This window comes from Staphylococcus sp. CWZ226 (assembly GCF_018986355.1).
GTDB classification, from domain to species: Bacteria; Bacillota; Bacilli; order Staphylococcales; family Staphylococcaceae; genus Staphylococcus; species Staphylococcus simulans.
In genome coordinates this window covers 69,132-88,637 of record NZ_JAHMSB010000013.1, presented here as the reverse complement: position 1 = coordinate 88,637, position 19,506 = coordinate 69,132, and the positions used below count along the sequence as shown (strand labels likewise).

General features: G+C 36.1%; 18 protein-coding genes, 6 tRNA genes and 1 rRNA gene. 22 read left to right on the top strand and 3 right to left on the bottom strand.

What is annotated here, in order from left to right; all coding sequences use genetic code 11:
- The first annotated feature begins 10 nt into the window (after positions 1-10).
- From rrf to KRR19_RS10510, 12 genes are all read left to right on the top strand, one after another.
- A 5S ribosomal RNA gene (rrf, locus tag KRR19_RS10565) occupies positions 11-125 on the top strand.
- An 11-nt stretch (positions 126-136) separates the two neighbouring features.
- Positions 137-211, top strand: a tRNA-Asn gene (locus KRR19_RS10560).
- Positions 212-214: 3 nt separating this feature from the next.
- Positions 215-286: transfer RNA gene (locus KRR19_RS10555), tRNA-Glu, on the top strand.
- A gap of 9 nt (positions 287-295) precedes the next feature.
- Positions 296-371, top strand: a tRNA-Val gene (locus tag KRR19_RS10550).
- 20 nt (positions 372-391) lie between these two features.
- Positions 392-475, top strand: a tRNA-Tyr gene (locus tag KRR19_RS10545).
- Between the two features lie 5 nt (positions 476-480).
- Positions 481-555: transfer RNA gene (locus KRR19_RS10540), tRNA-Gln, on the top strand.
- 3 nt (positions 556-558) lie between these two features.
- A tRNA-Lys gene (locus KRR19_RS10535) sits at positions 559-631 on the top strand.
- A gap of 196 nt (positions 632-827) precedes the next feature.
- A complete protein-coding gene (cdaA, locus tag KRR19_RS10530) occupies positions 828-1,634 on the top strand; it encodes a diadenylate cyclase CdaA (protein WP_002481840.1) in 807 nt (268 codons plus the stop codon).
- A 1-nt stretch (position 1,635) separates the two neighbouring features.
- On the top strand, positions 1,636-2,568 hold the full coding sequence (locus tag KRR19_RS10525; protein ID WP_002481839.1) for a CdaR family protein: 933 nt from the start codon (positions 1,636-1,638) through the stop codon (positions 2,566-2,568).
- A 26-nt stretch (positions 2,569-2,594) separates the two neighbouring features.
- Positions 2,595-3,950 carry a phosphoglucosamine mutase gene (gene glmM / locus KRR19_RS10520; RefSeq protein WP_002481838.1) on the top strand — a complete coding sequence of 452 codons (1,356 nt, stop codon included), beginning with the start codon at positions 2,595-2,597 and terminating at the stop codon, positions 3,948-3,950.
- Between the two features lie 679 nt (positions 3,951-4,629).
- On the top strand, positions 4,630-6,435 hold the full coding sequence (glmS, locus tag KRR19_RS10515; protein ID WP_002481833.1) for a glutamine--fructose-6-phosphate transaminase (isomerizing): 1,806 nt from the start codon (positions 4,630-4,632) through the stop codon (positions 6,433-6,435).
- Positions 6,436-6,557: 122 nt separating this feature from the next.
- Complete coding sequence (locus tag KRR19_RS10510; protein ID WP_156666788.1) at positions 6,558-7,415, top strand: HAD family hydrolase; 858 nt, start codon at positions 6,558-6,560, stop codon at positions 7,413-7,415.
- Between the two features lie 55 nt (positions 7,416-7,470).
- Here the strand turns inward: KRR19_RS10510 and KRR19_RS10505 are convergent, their stop codons facing one another.
- The gene (locus KRR19_RS10505) at positions 7,471-8,436 is read right to left on the bottom strand and encodes a hypothetical protein (RefSeq protein ID WP_253901121.1); all 966 of its coding nucleotides are present in this window, start codon (positions 8,434-8,436) and stop codon (positions 7,471-7,473) included.
- A gap of 267 nt (positions 8,437-8,703) precedes the next feature.
- On the opposite strand from KRR19_RS10505, the gene KRR19_RS10500 reads away from it, so the two are divergent.
- The gene (locus KRR19_RS10500; protein WP_057510765.1) at positions 8,704-9,438 is read left to right on the top strand and encodes a metallophosphoesterase family protein; all 735 of its coding nucleotides are present in this window, start codon (positions 8,704-8,706) and stop codon (positions 9,436-9,438) included.
- Positions 9,439-9,530: 92 nt separating this feature from the next.
- On the opposite strand, the gene KRR19_RS10495 is transcribed toward KRR19_RS10500, so the two are convergent.
- Both KRR19_RS10495 and KRR19_RS10490 read right to left on the bottom strand, forming a co-directional pair.
- On the bottom strand, positions 9,531-10,475 hold the full coding sequence (locus tag KRR19_RS10495; RefSeq protein ID WP_031262882.1) for a cation diffusion facilitator family transporter: 945 nt from the start codon (positions 10,473-10,475) through the stop codon (positions 9,531-9,533).
- 12 nt (positions 10,476-10,487) lie between these two features.
- Complete coding sequence (locus tag KRR19_RS10490) at positions 10,488-10,793, bottom strand: ArsR/SmtB family transcription factor (protein WP_002481828.1); 306 nt, start codon at positions 10,791-10,793, stop codon at positions 10,488-10,490.
- A 170-nt stretch (positions 10,794-10,963) separates the two neighbouring features.
- Here KRR19_RS10490 and KRR19_RS10485 point away from each other — a divergent pair, with 170 nt between their 5' ends.
- The 9 genes from KRR19_RS10485 (at position 10,964) to KRR19_RS10445 (ending at position 19,337) form a co-directional block, all read left to right on the top strand.
- Positions 10,964-11,626, top strand: coding sequence for an SDR family oxidoreductase (locus KRR19_RS10485; protein WP_103364405.1), 663 nt, complete (start codon positions 10,964-10,966; stop codon positions 11,624-11,626).
- Positions 11,627-11,747: 121 nt separating this feature from the next.
- Positions 11,748-12,446, top strand: coding sequence for a FadR/GntR family transcriptional regulator (locus tag KRR19_RS10480; protein WP_156666790.1), 699 nt, complete (start codon positions 11,748-11,750; stop codon positions 12,444-12,446).
- Between the two features lie 279 nt (positions 12,447-12,725).
- Positions 12,726-13,460, top strand: a complete 735-nt coding sequence (locus KRR19_RS10475; RefSeq protein ID WP_207021239.1) for a (Fe-S)-binding protein — start codon at positions 12,726-12,728, stop codon at positions 13,458-13,460.
- A 1-nt stretch (position 13,461) separates the two neighbouring features.
- Positions 13,462-14,898: a LutB/LldF family L-lactate oxidation iron-sulfur protein gene (locus KRR19_RS10470; protein ID WP_023016320.1), complete on the top strand. Its 1,437-nt coding sequence runs from the start codon at positions 13,462-13,464 to the stop codon at positions 14,896-14,898.
- Positions 14,898-15,590 carry a LutC/YkgG family protein gene (locus KRR19_RS10465; RefSeq protein WP_216733617.1) on the top strand — a complete coding sequence of 231 codons (693 nt, stop codon included), beginning with the start codon at positions 14,898-14,900 and terminating at the stop codon, positions 15,588-15,590. The genes KRR19_RS10470 and KRR19_RS10465 overlap by 1 nt, the downstream gene beginning before the upstream one ends.
- 518 nt (positions 15,591-16,108) lie before the next feature.
- The gene (gene manA, locus KRR19_RS10460) at positions 16,109-17,047 is read left to right on the top strand and encodes a mannose-6-phosphate isomerase, class I (protein ID WP_002481823.1); all 939 of its coding nucleotides are present in this window, start codon (positions 16,109-16,111) and stop codon (positions 17,045-17,047) included.
- Positions 17,048-17,067: 20 nt separating this feature from the next.
- Positions 17,068-17,298, top strand: coding sequence for a hypothetical protein (locus KRR19_RS10455; protein WP_002481822.1), 231 nt, complete (start codon positions 17,068-17,070; stop codon positions 17,296-17,298).
- A gap of 140 nt (positions 17,299-17,438) precedes the next feature.
- Positions 17,439-18,815 (top strand): EVE domain-containing protein, encoded by a 1,377-nt coding sequence (locus KRR19_RS10450; RefSeq protein WP_156667035.1) that lies wholly within the window; start codon positions 17,439-17,441, stop codon positions 18,813-18,815.
- Positions 18,816-18,938: 123 nt separating this feature from the next.
- A complete protein-coding gene (locus tag KRR19_RS10445) occupies positions 18,939-19,337 on the top strand; it encodes a thiol-disulfide oxidoreductase DCC family protein (RefSeq protein ID WP_002481820.1) in 399 nt (132 codons plus the stop codon).
- Positions 19,338-19,506 lie beyond the last annotated feature (169 nt).

Sequence of the window (19,506 nt, the reverse complement as noted above, 5' to 3'; positions counted from 1 at the left end):
CATTCCATTGTCTGGCGACAATGGCAAAGAGGTCACACCTGTTCCCATGCCGAACACAGAAGTTAAGCTCTTTAGCGCCGATGGTAGTCGGACTTACGTTCCGCAAGAGTAGGACGTTGCCAGGCAATGATATTAATCCACAGTAGCTCAGTGGTAGAGCTATCGGCTGTTAACCGATCGGTCGTAGGTTCGAGTCCTACCTGTGGAGCCATATGGCCCCGTGGTCAAGCGGTTAAGACACCGCCCTTTCACGGCGGTAACACGGGTTCGAGTCCCGTCGGGGTCATTACATATTGGAGAATTAGCTCAGCTGGGAGAGCATCTGCCTTACAAGCAGAGGGTCGGCGGTTCGAACCCGTCATTCTCCACCATTTTGAATTATATATTTGTCGGAGGGGTAGCGAAGTGGCTAAACGCGGCGGACTGTAAATCCGCTCCTTCGGGTTCGGCAGTTCGAATCTGCCCCCCTCCACCATCTAATGGGCTATAGCCAAGCGGTAAGGCAACGGACTTTGACTCCGTCACTCACTGGTTCGAATCCAGTTAGCCCAGCCATTAGAGCCATTAGCTCAGTTGGTAGAGCATCTGACTTTTAATCAGAGGGTCAGAGGTTCGAATCCTCTATGGCTCACTCTTGCACCCTTGTGATAAGGGTGCTTTTTTTATTGCATTTTTTCCTTTGCTATTTGAATTCAAGTATATAATTCAATTGTGTATGTATTTTTATTCTAAGCTAAAGGGGGATGTATGCTATAATTTATATGTATGAGCGCTGTAATAATCAATCATACAGCATTCATTGTAATTAGGTTACCGGAGGAGATGCTATGAATTTTGGCGGCATTTTTGAAAATTTCAATACGGTAAAGTTAATAACAAGTATTCTAGACTTACTTATAGTCTGGTATGTGATTTATCTGTTAATCACAGTATTCAAAGGTACTAAAGCAATCCAACTACTCAAAGGTATCATTGTTATTGTAATTGGTCGTTGGGTCAGTGCTGCTTTAGACTTGACTACTACTGCAAGATTGTTTGATATGGTTATCCAATGGGGGTTCTTAGCTATCATTGTGATCTTCCAACCAGAAATCAGACGTGCACTTGAGCAGTTAGGTAGAGGTAACCTGTTTAAACGCTATGTTGCTAATTCATCAGCAGATCAAGAGAAATTGATTAAAGCAGTTGGCGGAGCAGTACAATACATGGCCAAACGAAGAATTGGTGCTTTAATTGTGTTTGAGAAAAAGACAGGTCTTCAAGATTACATTGAGACAGGTATACCAATGGATTCTGATATTTCACAAGAGCTTTTGACGAATGTCTTTATTCCTAACACACCGTTGCATGATGGTGCAATGATTATTCAAGGAACAAAGATTGCAAGTGCTGCTTGTTATTTACCACTTTCTGATAGTTCTAAGATTTCAAAGAGTTTAGGAACAAGACACCGTGCTGCAGTAGGTATCTCAGAAGTTTCTGATGCATTTACCGCAGTGGTATCTGAAGAAACTGGTTCTATTTCTGTAACGTTTGATGGAAAATTACGTAAAGACATCTCACTAGAAGTCTTTGAAGAATTATTAGCTGAACATTGGTTTGATACAAGACTTCCAAAGAAAGGCGTGAAGTAGAATGTTTGAGAGCAAATGGGGTTTAAGATTTGTAGCATTTGTCTTAGCATTAGCTTTCTTTTTAACAGTGAACAATGTCTTTGGAGATATCTTTGGAACATCTAAACTATCACAAACTTCAACACGCACAATTTCGAATGTACCTGTAGAAGCTACATATAACAGTAAAAATTTATACGCTTCAGGCATACCTGACAGCGTAGACGTTCAAATTAAAGGTACGCAATCCAAAGTGTTGAAAGCAGAACAATCAGATGACATTAAAGTCGAATTAGATCTAACTAAAACATCATTAGGTCGTCACAAAGTCGATTACGTTATTAAAGGTTTGGATAATGAAGTAGAGGGTACTGTTAATCCTAAACAAGCGACTGTTAATCTTGAGAAGAAAGTAACAAAGATGATGACAGTAACGCCTGATGTGAGTGAATCGTACATCAATTCTAACTATCAAATCAAAAATCAAACTGTGACACCAAAGAAAGTTAAAGTGATAGGTGGACAACATCAAGTAGATAGTATTGCTTACTTAAAAGCAACATTCAAAAATGATACAGATATCAACGACGATACAACAGATGTCGGTGAAATTGTAGCTTTTGATAAAAACTTGAAGAAACTTGATGTGATTACAAAACCAAGCACTGTTAATATTACTGTAGAGTTAGAACCTTACAGCAAGAAAGTAGATATTAAAAAGAAAGTTATCGGTAAATCAAATTCTAAGTTAAATGCTGATAATGTTAATTTGTCTAAACAACAAATTGAAATTTTTGGAAATAGAGATGAGTTAAGTGATATCCATAGTGTAACAGCAGTAGTTGATTTAGCAGACTTCGAAAATTCAGATGAAGCTGCTGTGAAGATGGAATTACCTAACAAAGTTAAAGATGCTGATGCGGGCGATATCAAAGCTACTATATCAGCGAAATAAATTAAGCATTAAAGGAGAATTTTGAAATGGGCAAATATTTTGGGACAGACGGAGTCAGAGGTGTAGCAAACGAAGAATTAACTCCAGAGCTGGCTTTTAAACTAGGTAGATACGGCGGTTATGTTTTAGCGCACAATGAAGACAAGAAGCATCCACAAGTCCTTGTAGGACGTGATACACGTGTTTCTGGGGAAATGTTGGAATTTGCGTTAATCGCAGGTTTAATTTCTATCGGTGCTGAGGTAATGCGATTAGGCGTTATTTCTACACCAGGTGTAGCATACTTAACAAAAGAAATGGATGCTGAATTAGGTGTTATGATTTCAGCTTCTCATAATCCAGTGGCAGATAACGGAATTAAATTCTTCGGCTCAGACGGCTTTAAATTATCTGATGATCAAGAACAAGAAATTGAAGCATTATTAGACGAAGAAAATCCTGACTTACCACGTCCAATCGGAAATGATATTGTTCAGTATTCGGACTACTTCGAAGGTACTCAAAAATACTTAAGCTATATAAAATCAACTGTCGATGTTAATTTTGAAGGTTTAAAAATTGCGTTAGATGGCGCAAATGGTTCAACATCACAACTTGCACCATTCTTATTCGGTGATTTAGAAGCTGATACAGAAGTTATTGGTTGCAGCCCAGACGGCTACAATATCAATGACGGTGTCGGATCAACGCATCCAGAAGCTTTAGCGCAAACAGTTGTGGAAACTGAAAGCGACTTTGGTTTAGCTTTTGATGGAGATGGAGACCGTTTAATTGCTGTCGATGAAAAAGGTAACATTGTTGATGGTGACCAAATCATGTTCATTATTGGTCAAGAAATGTCTAAAAACCAAGAATTGAACGATAACATGATTGTTTCTACTGTTATGAGTAACTTAGGTTTCTACAAAGCATTAGAAGCAGAAGGCATCAAATCTAATAAAACTAAAGTTGGCGACCGTTATGTAGTAGAAGAAATGCGTAGAGGTAATTACAACCTTGGTGGTGAACAATCAGGCCACATCGTAATGATGGACTACAATACTACAGGTGATGGTTTATTAACAGGTGTACAATTAGCAGCTGTTGTGAAATTAACAGGTAAACCATTAAGCGAACTTGCTGAACAAATGAAAAAATACCCACAATCATTAATTAACGTACGTGTAACAGATAAATATGCAGTGACTGATAATGCTGATGTTAAAGCAGAAATGGACCGCGTAGAAGCTGACATGAACGGTGAAGGACGCATTTTAGTACGTCCTTCAGGTACAGAGCCATTAGTACGTGTCATGGTAGAAGCTGCAACAGATGAAAAAGCTGAAAGCTATGCACAACAAATCGCAGATGTAGTTAAAGAAAAAATGGGTTTAAATGAATAATTAACTTTGAAGAACTGAGACTGGTAAGAAAGTCTCAGTTCTTTTTAATTTAAAGAATAGAACAGCTAAACTAAATTATTCAAAATTAATGATAACTTTGATGAAACAATATTAGTTAATAGTAGAAACATAATTTGAAATAGAAAAAATTGCAGTTAGCAAAAAACTTTAGAGTGTAAGCGGATACAGGTTGTGAAAATAGTTGCATTTATAAAATCACTCATTGTAAAATACTTATATTACGTGTAAAAGGGGGATAGACAGGTTAAACCATAATTATAGCGCCCGTACAATGACAAGCTGGAATTTGCGTAGATTTATATCTTAGAGCATAAGATGTAATAGCAAGCATAGCTTTAAATTGTCGACGAGGAAGACAGTGATCGGATTATCGGCGGATGCTGTCTCGGATAAGGTCAGTCGTAAGTTTACAAGGTAAAACATTGAGGTGACTCGATGCACAAAGTTTGTAAACAGACCCAAGTTTATATTTTTGAACGGTACTCACACAAGGGGATTAGTACGTTTATTTTGTAGAGTTCAAGTGAGAAGGGACTCTATAAAGTAAATTTAGGCGGAATCAATTTATATTCGATACAAAAAAATTTAATATGAAACTGAAAGATTCCCCCGTGAAAAGGGTAACCGTTAGGAATGAAGAATACGGAGGAATTGAATTATGTGTGGAATTGTAGGATATATCGGATATGATAATGCGAAAGAAGTATTGTTAAAAGGCTTAGAGAAATTAGAGTACAGAGGTTATGACTCTGCAGGAATTGCACTTGTGAATGATGAAGGTACGACAGTATTTAAAGAAAAAGGTCGTATTGCAGATTTAAGAAATGTAGCTGACAACAGTGATGTAGATGGAACAGTAGGAATTGGTCATACACGTTGGGCGACACATGGTGTGCCGAACTATGAAAACTCTCATCCGCATCAATCAGCATCTAAACGCTTTACTTTAGTTCACAATGGTGTGATTGAAAACTATGAAGAATTACGTGATCAGTACGTATCAGATGTGAATTTCTTATCTGAAACAGATACTGAAGTTATCGTACAATTAGTAGAACATTTCTCAAATGAAGGCTTATCTACTGAAGAAGCTTTCACTAAAGTCGTTAAATTACTACATGGTTCTTATGCCTTAGCATTATTAGACGAAGAAGACCACGATACAATCTACGTGGCGAAAAATAAATCACCATTATTAATCGGTGTTGGTGAAAAATTCAACGTTGTTGCATCAGATGCTTTAGCAATGTTGCAAGTAACAAATGAATATAAAGAAATTCACGATCATGAAATTGTTATTGTTAAACGCGATTCAGTTGAAATCAAAGATTTAGATGGCAATGTACAAGATCGTGAAACGTACACTGCTGAAATCGATGCGGCTGATGCTGAAAAAGGTGTTTATGATCATTACATGTTAAAAGAAATTCATGAACAACCTGCAGTTATGCGTCGTATTATTCAAGAATATCAAGATGACAACGGCGACTTGAAAATGGACAATGCGATTATCGATGAAGTCGCACAAGCTGACCGTATTTATATTATCGCAGCAGGTACAAGTTATCATGCAGGTTTAGTAGGTAAAGAATTTATCGAAAAATGGGCAGGTGTCCCAACAGAAGTACATGTCGCTTCTGAATTCGTATATAACACACCATTATTATCTAAAAAACCATTATTCATCTATATTTCACAATCAGGTGAAACAGCAGACAGCCGTGCTGTATTAGTTGAAATGAAAAAACGTGGTCATAAAGCATTAACAGTAACAAACGTACCTGGTTCAACACTTTCACGTGAAGCGGACCATACATTATTACTACATGCTGGACCAGAAATCGCTGTAGCTTCTACAAAAGCTTATACAGCACAAATTGCAGTACTTGCTATCTTGTCTCAAATTGTGGCTAAACGTCATGGCCAAGAAGAAACTGTAGACTTATTACAAGAACTTGCGAAAGTCGCAAATGCGATGGAAGCAATTGTAGACGATGCTGAATACATGGAACAAATTGCGAAAGATTTCTTAGCAACAACTCGTAATGCCTTCTTTATCGGTCGTACAATTGACTATAATGTCAGCTTAGAAGGCGCATTAAAATTAAAAGAAATTTCATATATTCAAGCAGAAGGATTTGCTGGCGGTGAATTAAAACACGGTACAATTGCTTTAATTGAAGATCAAACACCAGTGATTGCTTTAGCAACACAAGAGAATGTTAATCTATCAATTCGCGGTAACGTAAAAGAAGTTGCTGCACGTGGTGCGCATACTTGCATTATCTCAATGGATGGATTAAACAAAGCAGGAGACACTTATGTCATTCCTCAAGTAAATGAATTGTTAACACCACTTGTATCTGTGGTTCCATTACAATTGATTGCATACTATGCAGCATTACACCGTGATTTAGATGTGGATAAACCACGTAACTTAGCAAAATCAGTCACAGTAGAATAATTGATTATTAACGAAACTGTCATTCTCTTTGCAGAGTGGCAGTTTTTTTATTTGAAGAAAGTTGCGAAAACAGTCTGAAAATGCCATAATCAAGGCGATAACAACAACTTGGAGGAAAAGTAATGGATAATGTAAAAGCGATATTCTTAGATATGGATGGAACGATTTTACAAGAAAATAATAGAGTATCAGATAAAACAACAGAAACAATCAAACAATTACGTCAAAATGGATACAAAGTCTTTATTGCGACAGGACGTTCATTTGATGAGATTGAACATTTAACACCTGAAAACTTTGAAATTGATGGTGTTATCTCATCTAACGGTACAAGAGGAGACGCAGAGGGTGTCACTATTTTTGAACATAGTCTGACATATGAAGCAGTAACTGAAATTGTAGAAAGTGCGAAAGCACAACATATTTATTATGAAGTCTTTCCATTTAGCGGTAAACGTATGATTTTAAAAGAAGACCGAGAATGGATTGAAGCAACTTGTGCAGGCGATACACCACCGAATAATGTAGGTATCAGTGAATGGAATTCTCGTAAGCATGCTTTAAATGGCAACGTGAACTGGGTAGATACATTACCGCAAATGCAATTTTCTAAAATTTATATGTTCACACCAGATTTAGAGAAAATCACGAAATTCAGAGAACATTTAATTGATGAACAGAAACAACTAGAAATCACAGTTTCCAACTCATCACGTTTTAATGCAGAAACAATGGCAGAAGGTATCGATAAAGGAACAGGTATTAAAGAAATGATTGAACACTTTAATATTCCTCAATCAGATACACTTGTAATTGGTGACAGTGATAACGACCGTTCTATGTTTGTTTTCGGTCATTATACAGTCGCAATGAAAAACGCACGCCCTGAAATTCAAGCACTGACAAAAGACGTCACTTCTTATACAAATGATGAAGATGGCGCAGCACGTTATTTAGAATCTAATCTTTTGAATCAATAAATAGAAAAAGCGTATGAAGGACTTGTTATAATTCCTTCATACGCTTTCTTATTGCTTATTTTTTAAATTCATCAGAACGTTCATCAATCTCTTTATTCTTTGATTGTAAGTGATCAAAAGTTGTATCTTGATAAACTTCTTTATCATTTTCTTTTGCAGTTTCTTTCGTTTCTGTTTCTTTAACAGGAGCTGTTGTTTCTTCTTGTTCTTTTTGTTCTGCTTTTGCTTGTTGTTTACGTTGTTGACGAGAAGGTGCACGGTGAGGTACAACCCCATCAGTCACTGTGCTGAAGAATGCGATAATCGCATTAACGTTTAAGTAATAAACGACAATTCGTACGATGATAATAATGACTAGTAAAACAACTGTTAAAACGCCTGCCACATTTTGTGAAATACTTCTTGTAGAGAATGCGACAAGTTGAGAAACAGGTGTTTCTAGAATAATAACAATTAAATCTAATACTACAAGTCCAAGTAATAGTTTGAACCATGAATGGTGACCATTTTTCATAGATTTAAATGCGTGTTTAACATCTTGGAATGCACCGGCCTGACGGTCTTTAAAGTATGCGACTGTATATGCAATCATGATGTATGTGAATGTCCAAATAAAGAATGATAATACAATCGCTAAAATAGTTAGCGCGATCAATTGAACAGCGATGTATACACCGACATGTTCCATAAAGTAACTTTGTCCGCTTCTCAACAACGCTCCGATACCTAAACTGAACAATTGAGTCAGTAAGTAACGAATCAGACTCAGTATCGCAATAAAGAGTAAAGTAAACAATGCTAATTTAACAGCTCTTAAATAGCTGCCTTTTTTAAATGCTTCTAAAGCATCAAGCAAACTAACTTTTTCTTTATGGATACCTTTATAAATAATATTGATGGCACCTGCAGCCAGGTGATATCCAGCAAAAATAAAGAAAGCTAATGGTATGATAAGACTGATAATCACCGGTAATAAAATTTGCGGTGACATAGATTGATACATCATCGCCATAATAAACATCGAGATGCTCTGTGTTAACGGCTGTAATGTCAATCCAGTCAGTAATAGAAAGACAATAAATGTTAGAATACTAAAAAGAGCTATTTTAACATTTTGCGGTTTTGCGTTTTGTATTGCATGTTTATGAAATTTAAACAATGGCTTAGCACTCCTTTGATATGATATAAACACAATATCAAAAAAATGCTTGGTTTCAAATTAAAAAATCAAGATTATAAGCAAAATGTAATGTTTTGTTTCATTATAAACTTTAATGAGGGTGATAGTATGAAATTTGCAGTATTTACAGATGTCCACGGAAACATGGATGCATTGGCTACAGTCTTAAGAGATATTGATAGAAGAGGGGATATTGATCATATTTACAATTTAGGAGATATTATTGGAATCGGTCATAATACAAATGAAGTTTTAGGTATGGTCACTTCACGCGATGATATTACATCAATTGCAGGCAATCATGACGAAGCAATTATGTCAGTCATCAATCAAACACCATATCCAGAAGATTTAAAAGATAAGTTTTACGAACATCATCATTGGATTGCTGAACATTTAAACCCACAGTATTACGAGTATTTAAATCAATTACCGAGAACGTTTAACTTAGAAGTGGCCGGCCAAAAAGTATTAGGTATTCATTATGAAATTGAAAATATGATGTTAGAACAACCTATAGATAAAGTGCCGTTCAGTCCAATTGTTGAACCGACAGCATCGCATATGGCACATCTATTTAAAGATAAAGAAGCGGATTTGATTCTATTCGGCCATAATCATACGTTGCATCATTTTATTTATGAAGATGTTGCTTACTTTAATCCAGGTTCAGTAGGATTGAATCGTGCACCTTATACAGTATATGGTATTGTGACTATTACACCTGAACAATTCAATATCGAACATGTCAGAGTAGCTTATGATAATACACGTTTCATTGATGGCTTCGAACAAAAAGATGTGCCAGGCCAACAATTGATATTTGATAAATTTATTCAATAGAGAACGCTTATTAACAAAAGACTAAAAAAACGACGTTTCAGTGATTGCTGAGACGTCGTTTTTAATATCATATAAATATTCATTTGAATGTTTTAAGGTGTCACGACATGTGAACATAATGTTTCGCGACTATGTTCATTTTGGTCAGACTCTAATTGAATCGTCATATGATGCACATTAAGTTCGTTTAATTGATGTTCAATACGTTTAAGCAATGCCTCGCACTCTTTGATAGATAATGTATCACTTACGACTGCATGACAACTGAATGCATTTAAATCATTAGAAATCGTCCAAATATGACAGTCATGCACATTTTGGATTTCTGTTTCAGCACGTACCGTTTCAACCACTTGATCAATATCGATATCTTTGGGTGTACCTTCCATCAAGATATTAAGTGAATCTTTGATTAAACCGTAACTGCTTTTAAGGAGTAATAAAGACACCAACATACTTGCAATAGGATCAGCGATAGTAAAATGGAAAGCCCAAATTAAGAATGCGGCAACAATCGCACCTAATGAACCAAGTAAATCACCTAAGACATGTAAGAATGCGCCGCGCATATTAATATTATGTTCCGTATCTCCGCCACGCAACATAATCCAAGCCACTACAATGTTGACCACTAAACCAATGACACTGATGATAAACATTTCAGTAGAAAGGACTTCAGGAGGTGCTGCAAATCTTCGAATGGCTTCAATCATAATGCCGATACTGATAACGAGTAATAAGACACCATTAAATAAAGCAGCTAAGATTTCAAAACGTTTATAACCAAAGGTCATGTTCATGGTCGCATGACGTTCAGCATATTTAAATGCGAATAATGCTAAGCCAAGAGAAAAGGCATCACTAAGCATATGTACACCATCTGATAGCAAGGCTAAACTGTTCGCAAAGAATCCTCCGATTAATTCAACGACCATAAAGGATGCGATAATAATAAAAGAAAAAGCTAAAACACGTTTGTTGTCGGTATGCACATGATGATGGTGATGATGTGCATGTTCATGAGAATGATTCATAATAAAACTTCCTTTCTAATCAACCGGGTGCTCTGCATGATGGATGGCTTGTGAAAGCAGTGTAACTACGTGTTGATCATCAAGCATATAAATTTTAGATTGACCTTGTCGTTGATCTTTAACTAATTCAGCATGACGCAGTACCTTTAATTGATGCGATACATTTGATTGCGAAAGTTTGAGCGTATGGCTGATGTGACCTACACTGCAAGGTCCTTGTTCAAGTAAATGCATAATTCGGATACGGTTGGGTTCACTTAAGGCTTTGAAAATGTCCGTCACTTGTGCGAGTGTACGGCCGCTTAATTCTTGATGTGACATTACTTTCACTCCTTTTATTAATATATGAACATTTATTCATATATAATGTACATCGATTGTATGTATAAGTCAATATCAGAAAACAATGTCTGTTTTGGGTTAACAAATGAAGGGAACAGTCATAGCATATAACTAATAAAAAGAGTTAAAACAGATAAGGAGTGAAGTCATTGAGTATTTTATTCTTAGGTGCCAATGGTGGTGTTGGCCATTATGCAGTAAAACAATTAAAAGAAGCAAACCAAGATGTAACAGCAGCTTATCGTAAAGAAGAACAAGTGAGTAAAGCAAAAGAAGAAGGTTATCAAGCAGAACTTGTAGATGTTGAAAATGATACGATTGATGATCTTACGAAGAAGTTTAAAGGCTTTGAACAAGTGGTCTTCTCTGTTGGTTCAGGTGGCAGTACTGGTGCAGATAAAACAATTATTGTTGATTTGGATGGTGCAGTTAAAGCTATTGAAGCAAGTAAACAAGCAGGCGTGAAACACTTTGTGATGGTTTCTACATTTGATTCTCGTCGTGAAGCGTTTGATAGTGTACCAGAACTAAAACCTTATACTATTGCGAAACATTATGCAGATAATCATTTACGTGATTCAGGCTTGCACTATACGATTGTGCATCCTGGTGCTTTATTAGATGATCCAGGTACTGGCAAAGTAACGATTGTTGCTCAGTTAGAAGAAGCAGGCAGTGTGCCACGTGAAGACGTTGCATCTGTCATAGTAAATGTCTTGAGCGACAAAGCATATCAAGGCGGAGAATTCCAAGTCGTTAGTGGCGATGAAGCAATTGATACAGCGTTGACTCAATATTATCAAAACAAATAATCATGATTATAAAATTTGTTTAGGAAGGTCTTTGATGGCCTTCTTTTTTATATGTAATATAGTAAGTTTATGAAGGAATTTGTTATAATTAAGAAGATAAAACTATGGAGGTCAAAAGTCGATGAAAATTTCGAAAACAAAGATATATGAAAAAATTGCCGACATCTTGTTAGAACAAATTAAATCTGGTGAATATGCTGTCGGGGACAAATTGCCTTCCATTCAAGCGTTAGCAAAAGACTACGGTGTCAGTGTGGCATCTGTACGAGAAGCTTTTAATGCGTTACGTACAATCGGGGTCATTGAAATCAAACAAGGCTATGGGACGTTCGTGACTAAAAAAGAACCGGTGTTCTTTGATTTGAATGAATCAAGTTTGACGCGCAAACAAATTGCAGACTTATTAGAGTTACGAGAAGTTGTGGAACTTGCGACAGTACAAAAAGCTGCGACACATCGAACTGATGAAGATTTAGAAGCGTTATCTTCTGCATTGCAATTGATGCAGAAAGCAGTAGGTGATGGAACATCAGGTGAAGCGGCTGATTTAAAGTTCCATTTAGCAATTGCCAGATCAGCACAAAATGAGATGTTATTTGATTTATTGAATAATATTTCTGATGTGATTCAAGAAACAATGAAAGAAACGCGCAGAGTGTATTTATTTGATAAAGAGAAAGCATTACGCCGTTTATATGAAGAACATCAAAAGATATATCAAGCAATTGAACAACAAGATTCAGATAAAGCTGTTCAACAAATGAAATCACATTTAGCAGAAGTACGCGATACAATTCTAGAAAATATTCGACAAAAATAAACATTAGGAACAAGTCTCATGAAATAGAGGCTTGTTTTTATTTTGCTTAAAAACTGTTCGCGAACTCAAAAAAGTTTGAACAAATTGTTAAACATCTGATGACTAGATGTTTAAATAGCGCTATAATGTACGAGTAATCGTTTCTATTCTTAATCTAAACAGTAATCGTTGTGGGGATGATTACTGCTGCATTAATGATTAAGAATCTAGAAATCATTAAAAATTTAATAGGGCATATACGTTCACGTAACATGCGCGAGCGGGGAAAGGGTGTAAAATATGAAAGTCAGTTTATTCTCAACTTGTTTAGTTGAAGCTTTCCATACACGCATTGGTGTTGCGACAGTGGAATTGCTTGAAAGACTAGGCTGTGAAGTAGATTATCCGACAGCACAAGTATGCTGCGGACAACCAGCTTACAACTCAGGTTATTTTGATGATGCAAGACAATCAGCTAAACAAATGATTAAAGCATTTAAAGATTCAGATTATGTTGTCGCACCATCTGGTTCTTGTATTACTATGTTTAAACATTATCCAAGTTTATTTGAAAAGGATCCTGTAATGCATAAAGAAGCTATCGCATTGGCAGATAAATCTTATGAGCTTACTCAATTTATCGTTAATGTATTAGGTGTAACAGATGTTGGTGCATCATTAGAAGGTAAAGCAACAATTCATCCATCTTGTCATATCACACGTGTATTAGGCGTTGTGAATGAACCGAAAGAACTATTAAGTCATGTGAAAGGATTAGAATTAGTAGAATTACCTCAGTATTATAACTGCTGTGGTTTCGGTGGTACATTCGCTGTAAAAATGGCTGATATCTCTAGTGAAATGGTTGATGAAAAAGCACATTGCGTTGATGAAACAGGGGCTGATTACTTAATCGGTGCTGATGCCAGCTGCTTAATGAATATCGAAGGACGTTTAAAACGTATCAATAGTAAAGTAAAAGTACTTCATATTGCGGAAGTGTTGAATCATCAACTTGAAGGGGCGGTGCATTAAGATGGGTATGCGTATCGGAGAAAAAACATTCAAAGAAGCCTTCAAAGTTGAGAAACAAAATAAATTCATGCGTGGTGCGGTAAGTTCTGCACAAGATGGCTTAAGAGTTAAAAAATTAAAAGCACAAGAAGAACTTGGCAACTGGGAAGAATGGCGTCAACTTTCTGCAGAAATTCGTCAACATACATTAGAAAACTTAGATTATTATTTGAATCAGTTATCTGAAAATGTTGCGAAACTTGGCGGTCATGTATACTTCGCAGAAACAAAAGAAGAAGCTTCTAACTATATTGCTGAAGTAGTTAAAAAGAAAAATGCTAAAAAAATCGTGAAGTCAAAATCCATGGTTACTGAAGAAATCAATATGAATCATGTCCTACAAGATACAGGGGCTGAAGTTGTTGAAACTGACTTAGGTGAATATTTACTACAAATTGATGAAGAAGATCCACCATCACACATCGTTGCACCTGCATTGCATAAAAACCGCGGTCAAATTCGTCGTGTGTTACATGCGAAAGAAGGCTATGAAGGTACTGATGATCCGACAGAAATGGCACGCTTTGTACGTAAAATTATGCGTGAAAAATTCTTAGCTGCAGAAGTCGGTATTACAGGATGTAACTTTGCGGTTGCTGATAGTGGCAGCTTCTGCTTAGTTACCAATGAAGGTAATGCACGTATGTCTACAACTGTACCTAAAACACAAATCACAGTTATGGGTATGGAACGTATCGTACCATCATTTAAAGAAATGGAAGTATTAGTCGGTATGTTATCTCGTAGTGCAGTAGGTCAAAAATTACCAAGTTACGTCACTACATTAACAGGTCCTCGTGGTGAAGGTGAAATCGACGGACCAGAAGAATTCCATTTAGTTATCGTAGATAATGGACGTTCAACAATTTTAGGTACACAATTCCAAGAAATCTTACAATGTATCCGTTGTGGTGCATGTATGAACGTATGTCCAGTGTACCGTCATTCAGGCGGCCACAGTTATGGTTCTATTTATCCAGGACCAGTCGGTGCAGTTTTATCACCATTACTCGGCGGTTATGAAGAATATGGTCAATTACCATATGCATCATCACTATGTGCCGCATGTTCTGAAGCATGTCCAGTTAAAATTCCGCTTCACGACTTACTCTTAAAACACCGTCAAGTCGAAGCAGAAGAACTTAAAAAATCAGCATTAGGTGAACGTCTGGTTATGAAAGGTTTCGGTATCGGTACAACTAAACCGCATCTTTTCCAATATAGTATCAAAATGGCAGGACCAGCCCTTAAACCGTTTGCGAATAAAGACGGTTGGGTTGAAAAAGGTCCAAAACCATTACACGCTTGGACACAATCCAGAGATTTCCCAACACCTGAAAAAGAACGTTTCAATCACTGGATGAAAGAACATTTGAAACAGAAAGAGGGTAATCACTAATGACTGGTTCAGTTTCTAATAAAGACAAATTCCTAGCAAATATTCAAAACGCCTTAGAACGTAAAACACCAGAGAAAGTCATCAAACCTGAATGGTCAGTTCAACCACAATACAAAACTTTATCTGACTTATCACAAGATGAATTAGTCGACCACTTAGAACAAGAATGTAAAAACATTCATACTGCATTTGTGAAAACAACTACAGCACAATTGAATGAAACATTGAAAGAAACAATTGAACAGTTTGGCGGCAACCCAGTTGAACGTTTTGATGATCCACGCTTTGATCAATACCACATTGATTTAAGCGCATTTGAAACAACAGTGTGGGATGAAGCGCGTCCTGAAGAAAGTAAAGCAGCAGCGCAAACTGCACAAGTGGGTATTACTTTCAGTGATTATTGTTTAAGTGAAAGCGGCACAATCGTGCTATTCTCAGGCAAAGGACGCGGTCGTGCAGTAAGTTTAATGCCTGAAACTTATATTGCGATTATTCCTAAATCGAATATTGTTCCAAGATTTACTCAAGCAGCAGACGGCTTATTCGATAAAAACCAAGAAGATGCACGTTTCCCATCATGTGTAAACTTCATTACTGGTCCATCTAACTCAGCTGATATCGAAATGAATTTAGTTGTGGGTGTACATGGTCCAGTGAAAGCGGCTTATATTGTTGTAGAAGATATCTAGAAACCATAAATTAATTATATAAAAATGCATAAATCCCCGAACCATACAATTAACAGTATGACTCGGGGATTTCTCTGTATTTAAAAAGACCTAAGCTTTTCCAGGGCTTAGGTCCTTATGCAAATTTTTTATCAGTGTGAGCTGCATCAGCAACCCGTTCGATATTAATCATTTTTATTACCTTATGTAGCATATGTTAAGGTATTATTAACATACTTCTATTATAAAGGGTAACAGACAGCTAGCACAAGCAATAATTAACAGAAAATGTAGATTTAATAGAGAAAATGATAAAAAATATCAAAAGTATAAAAAAGAATGTGAAAAAAACATACATTGATTGAAATTTTGATGATTAAGTTTTGTAAAAAAATTATGGATACTACCACCCTGAACAAAATATTGTTATAATATGCTAGATAACGCTAACATGAATGAATCCATCAAGAAATCAGAGATAAAGATATCGATACATAGTAAGGTACGGTTTGAAAAAGTAGCGGAGGTGGACAGTTTCAATGCCATTGTTTTTAGACCCGATTTTTAAAGAAAGAATTTGGGGGAGTCACCATTTATCAAAATATGGTTATTCATTACCTGAATCAGATATTGGAGAAATATGGACGATTTCTGCGCACCCACATGGTGACAGTGTCATTTCAAATGGTCCATTTAAAGGCCAAACACTTAGCTATGTTTGGCAAACACATAAAGAATTATTTGGAGATTTTCCAAGTGCGCAATTTCCATTAATGGTTAAAATGATAGATGCACAAGAAGCATTGTCGGTACAAGTACATCCAGATACTGCTTATGCCTATGAGCATGAAGACGGTGATTTCGGTAAAAAGGAATGCTGGTACATTATTGAAGCGGATGAAGATGCTGAAATTATCTATGGTTTGAATACAGAGTCTAAAGATGACTTTGTAAAAGCTTTAGATCAAGGTGAACACCAGGATTTATTTAAACATATCCCAGTTCAAGCAGGTGACTTTTTCTTTGTACCTAATGGTATTGTCCATGCGATTGGTAAAGGATTAGTCGTGTATGAAGTAACACAAGCTTCTGATGTCACATATCGTATTTATGATTATGAACGTGTAGATGCACAAGGGCAGCCGCGTGATATGCATATCGATAAAGCCAAAGATGTCGTTGAAGTACGTGAAGATAGTCCGAATGTGATACCAGAATCAGAAATTATTGAAAATCATAAACGAACAACATACATTACACATGATGCCTTTACAGTCGTTAAATGGGAAATCACAGGAACATTAAATTATATGAAGCCAAGAGAGTTTTGTTTAGTCACAGTGTTACATGGCGAAGGCCAATTGATTACAGATGGTGATGTTTATGAAATTGCGTCAGGCAGCAGTTTTATACTGACATCTGAGGATTTAGATAACATCTTTGAAGGTGACTTAACAGTTATGATTACGTATGTTTAAAGAAACAGAGGTGTAACAGCATGCGCAAGTTTTTATATATCACTTTAATTTGCGGTATTTTATCAGGTGCAGGGGTCTTTATGAATTTCCCTAAGTATCCAAACTTGATGATTCCAGCTGCGTTTTCAATTTTAGGAATTCTATGTGTATTACTTACTATTCCAGATAAACAAACGAGCAACATGTTGAAGTTAGGCGGATTTTTAATTAATTTCATGCCGTTGATGGCAATTTTACTAATGCCGAGATAATGAGTTTGACTTGTATCAAAGAGAGGCATTTGATATAAATAGCTAGAATGAGATTTGCAATATAGGGTTGAAGCTAACAGCCGCGAAATGCGTATATTGCACTTAAATCAATATATTTATGAAGAAGGAGCAGTATCAAAATGAGTGAAGAAACAAACTATTTCTGGCTGAACTGTGGTTATAATCGTTGGAATCATAATGAACCTTTAGTAGGCCAGACGACATTGTTTGAATCAGGGGCACAATTCAATCCTACGCAAGGCTTTCGAGCATTTAAAAAAGCAAAACCAGGTGATAAAGTCATCTTTTATCAAGTTCAAACAGATGCTGGTTTGCTTGGAAGCGGTGAAATCATCAGTGTCCAAACAGGTGCACAACACAAAATCCGCGTACAATTTCGTTTAACTGAAGCTTTGAAACCATTAACTACAGATTACTTAAAACGCAGTGAACAGTTAGAATTTCGTATCAATAACATGAAAGAAACATTGTTCAATCAAATCGCTAAAGAAGAATTTGAATTAATTGAACAACTTGGTAAAGGGACTACACAAGTGCCGAGATACTTCTTCTTAGCTGAAACCAAAGACTTTGAACCGGGTGAAACGTATACATTATTTACACATACGTTCAACGGGATTAAACGTAACGGCTATCATTACTACACGCAACTTGAAATTGGCGATAAACTTGTTTTTTATAACCGTAATGCGGATCATTCTGTGGTAGGTTTAGGTGAAGTAACACAACATATTCGTGAGTTGCCGCCAATTCAAGGACGTACAAATAGTACTGCAATTGAAGTCCGCTATGATGAAGATATCAATCCGGTAAATTTAGCGACGTTAAATAAACATCCAAGATTAAAGAACTTATACTACTTACAAGAAAATGCCAAACAGGCCATCGCAAGTATGTCTCAAGCACAATTCGATGCGATTCTTGAAATGAGTCGCAATGATAGTGTGAAACCACAATTTGAAGCCATCAAAAAAGATGATGCTGTAGCACAAACAGAAGATGAAATTAAACCATTTATTTTATTAGTGATTCAAGATAAAGATCGTGCAGAAGGCTTAAAAGCTGTAGAGAATCTACTACAAAAAACCAATGCAAAACCTGTTATTACCACAGGACATCCTGACTTCTCTGAAGATATGTTGTATGGAAAGTATTTACCAAATGAAGCAGGAGCGCTTTATTACAGAGAAGGTTTCATTACAGAATTGATGCCGAGAACAGATCGCAGCTATTTAGTCATTGATAACTTCAATCGTATTGATCCAGATATTTTCCAAACGTATATCAATGTGTTAGAAGGCTATGAAGTGACATTGCCACGTTATAATCGAGATGGTTCTATGATCAGATGGTCACGTGATAAAGATTCTTTCTATCACTTTAATCCAAACTGGCATATCATCGGTGTCACATATGATGATTTAGAAACGATTAAACAAAAATACTCAGAACAATTCTTAAAATATGCACGAATTGTCAAAGTAAATCACGACTAATATAGATATGAGTCTTAGAGGGTTACGTCCCATCTAAGACTTTTTTTAATGAAAAATTAATGGTAATTCTAAACGGGTATATTAAATAATAGATGAAAGACTGAACGAGAAAGGAGTAATAGAATGCCGATTATTTATTATGATGCAAACTGTGTGTATTGCTATAACTATGCGATATGGTTAATTAGACACGGTTTATCTAAAAGTTATGAGTTTGCGACATTAAAAGGTACTGCAGGCCAAGAATTAGAACGCAGACATCCAGGTATATTAAAAATGAATACTGTCGTACTGCAAGAAGGGGACCATCTTTATTTCAAATCTACAGCTATCGCAAAATTGTTGATGTCATTAACAGAAGAAAAATGGATAGGTGTCCTATTAACGCTTGTACCGAAACCATTGCGTAACTTCGGTTATGATTTATTTGCGAATAACCGAGATAAGATGTGGCATGCAGAATGGCAAGAACCTACTGATTATGAACGCTCATTCTTTATTGAATTGCCTAAGAATATTTAATTGAGAATGAAAATAAAATGAACTACTTGTTTATAATGGGCAAGCATTAAATGTCACATCCTTTTAAATGGCTTAGTAATAAGTGTTATTAATGTGTTAAAAGCTTCCAAGCAGGGTAAATTAATAGAGAAAGCAGATACAACATCTTAGAACTCTAGTTTATAATAAT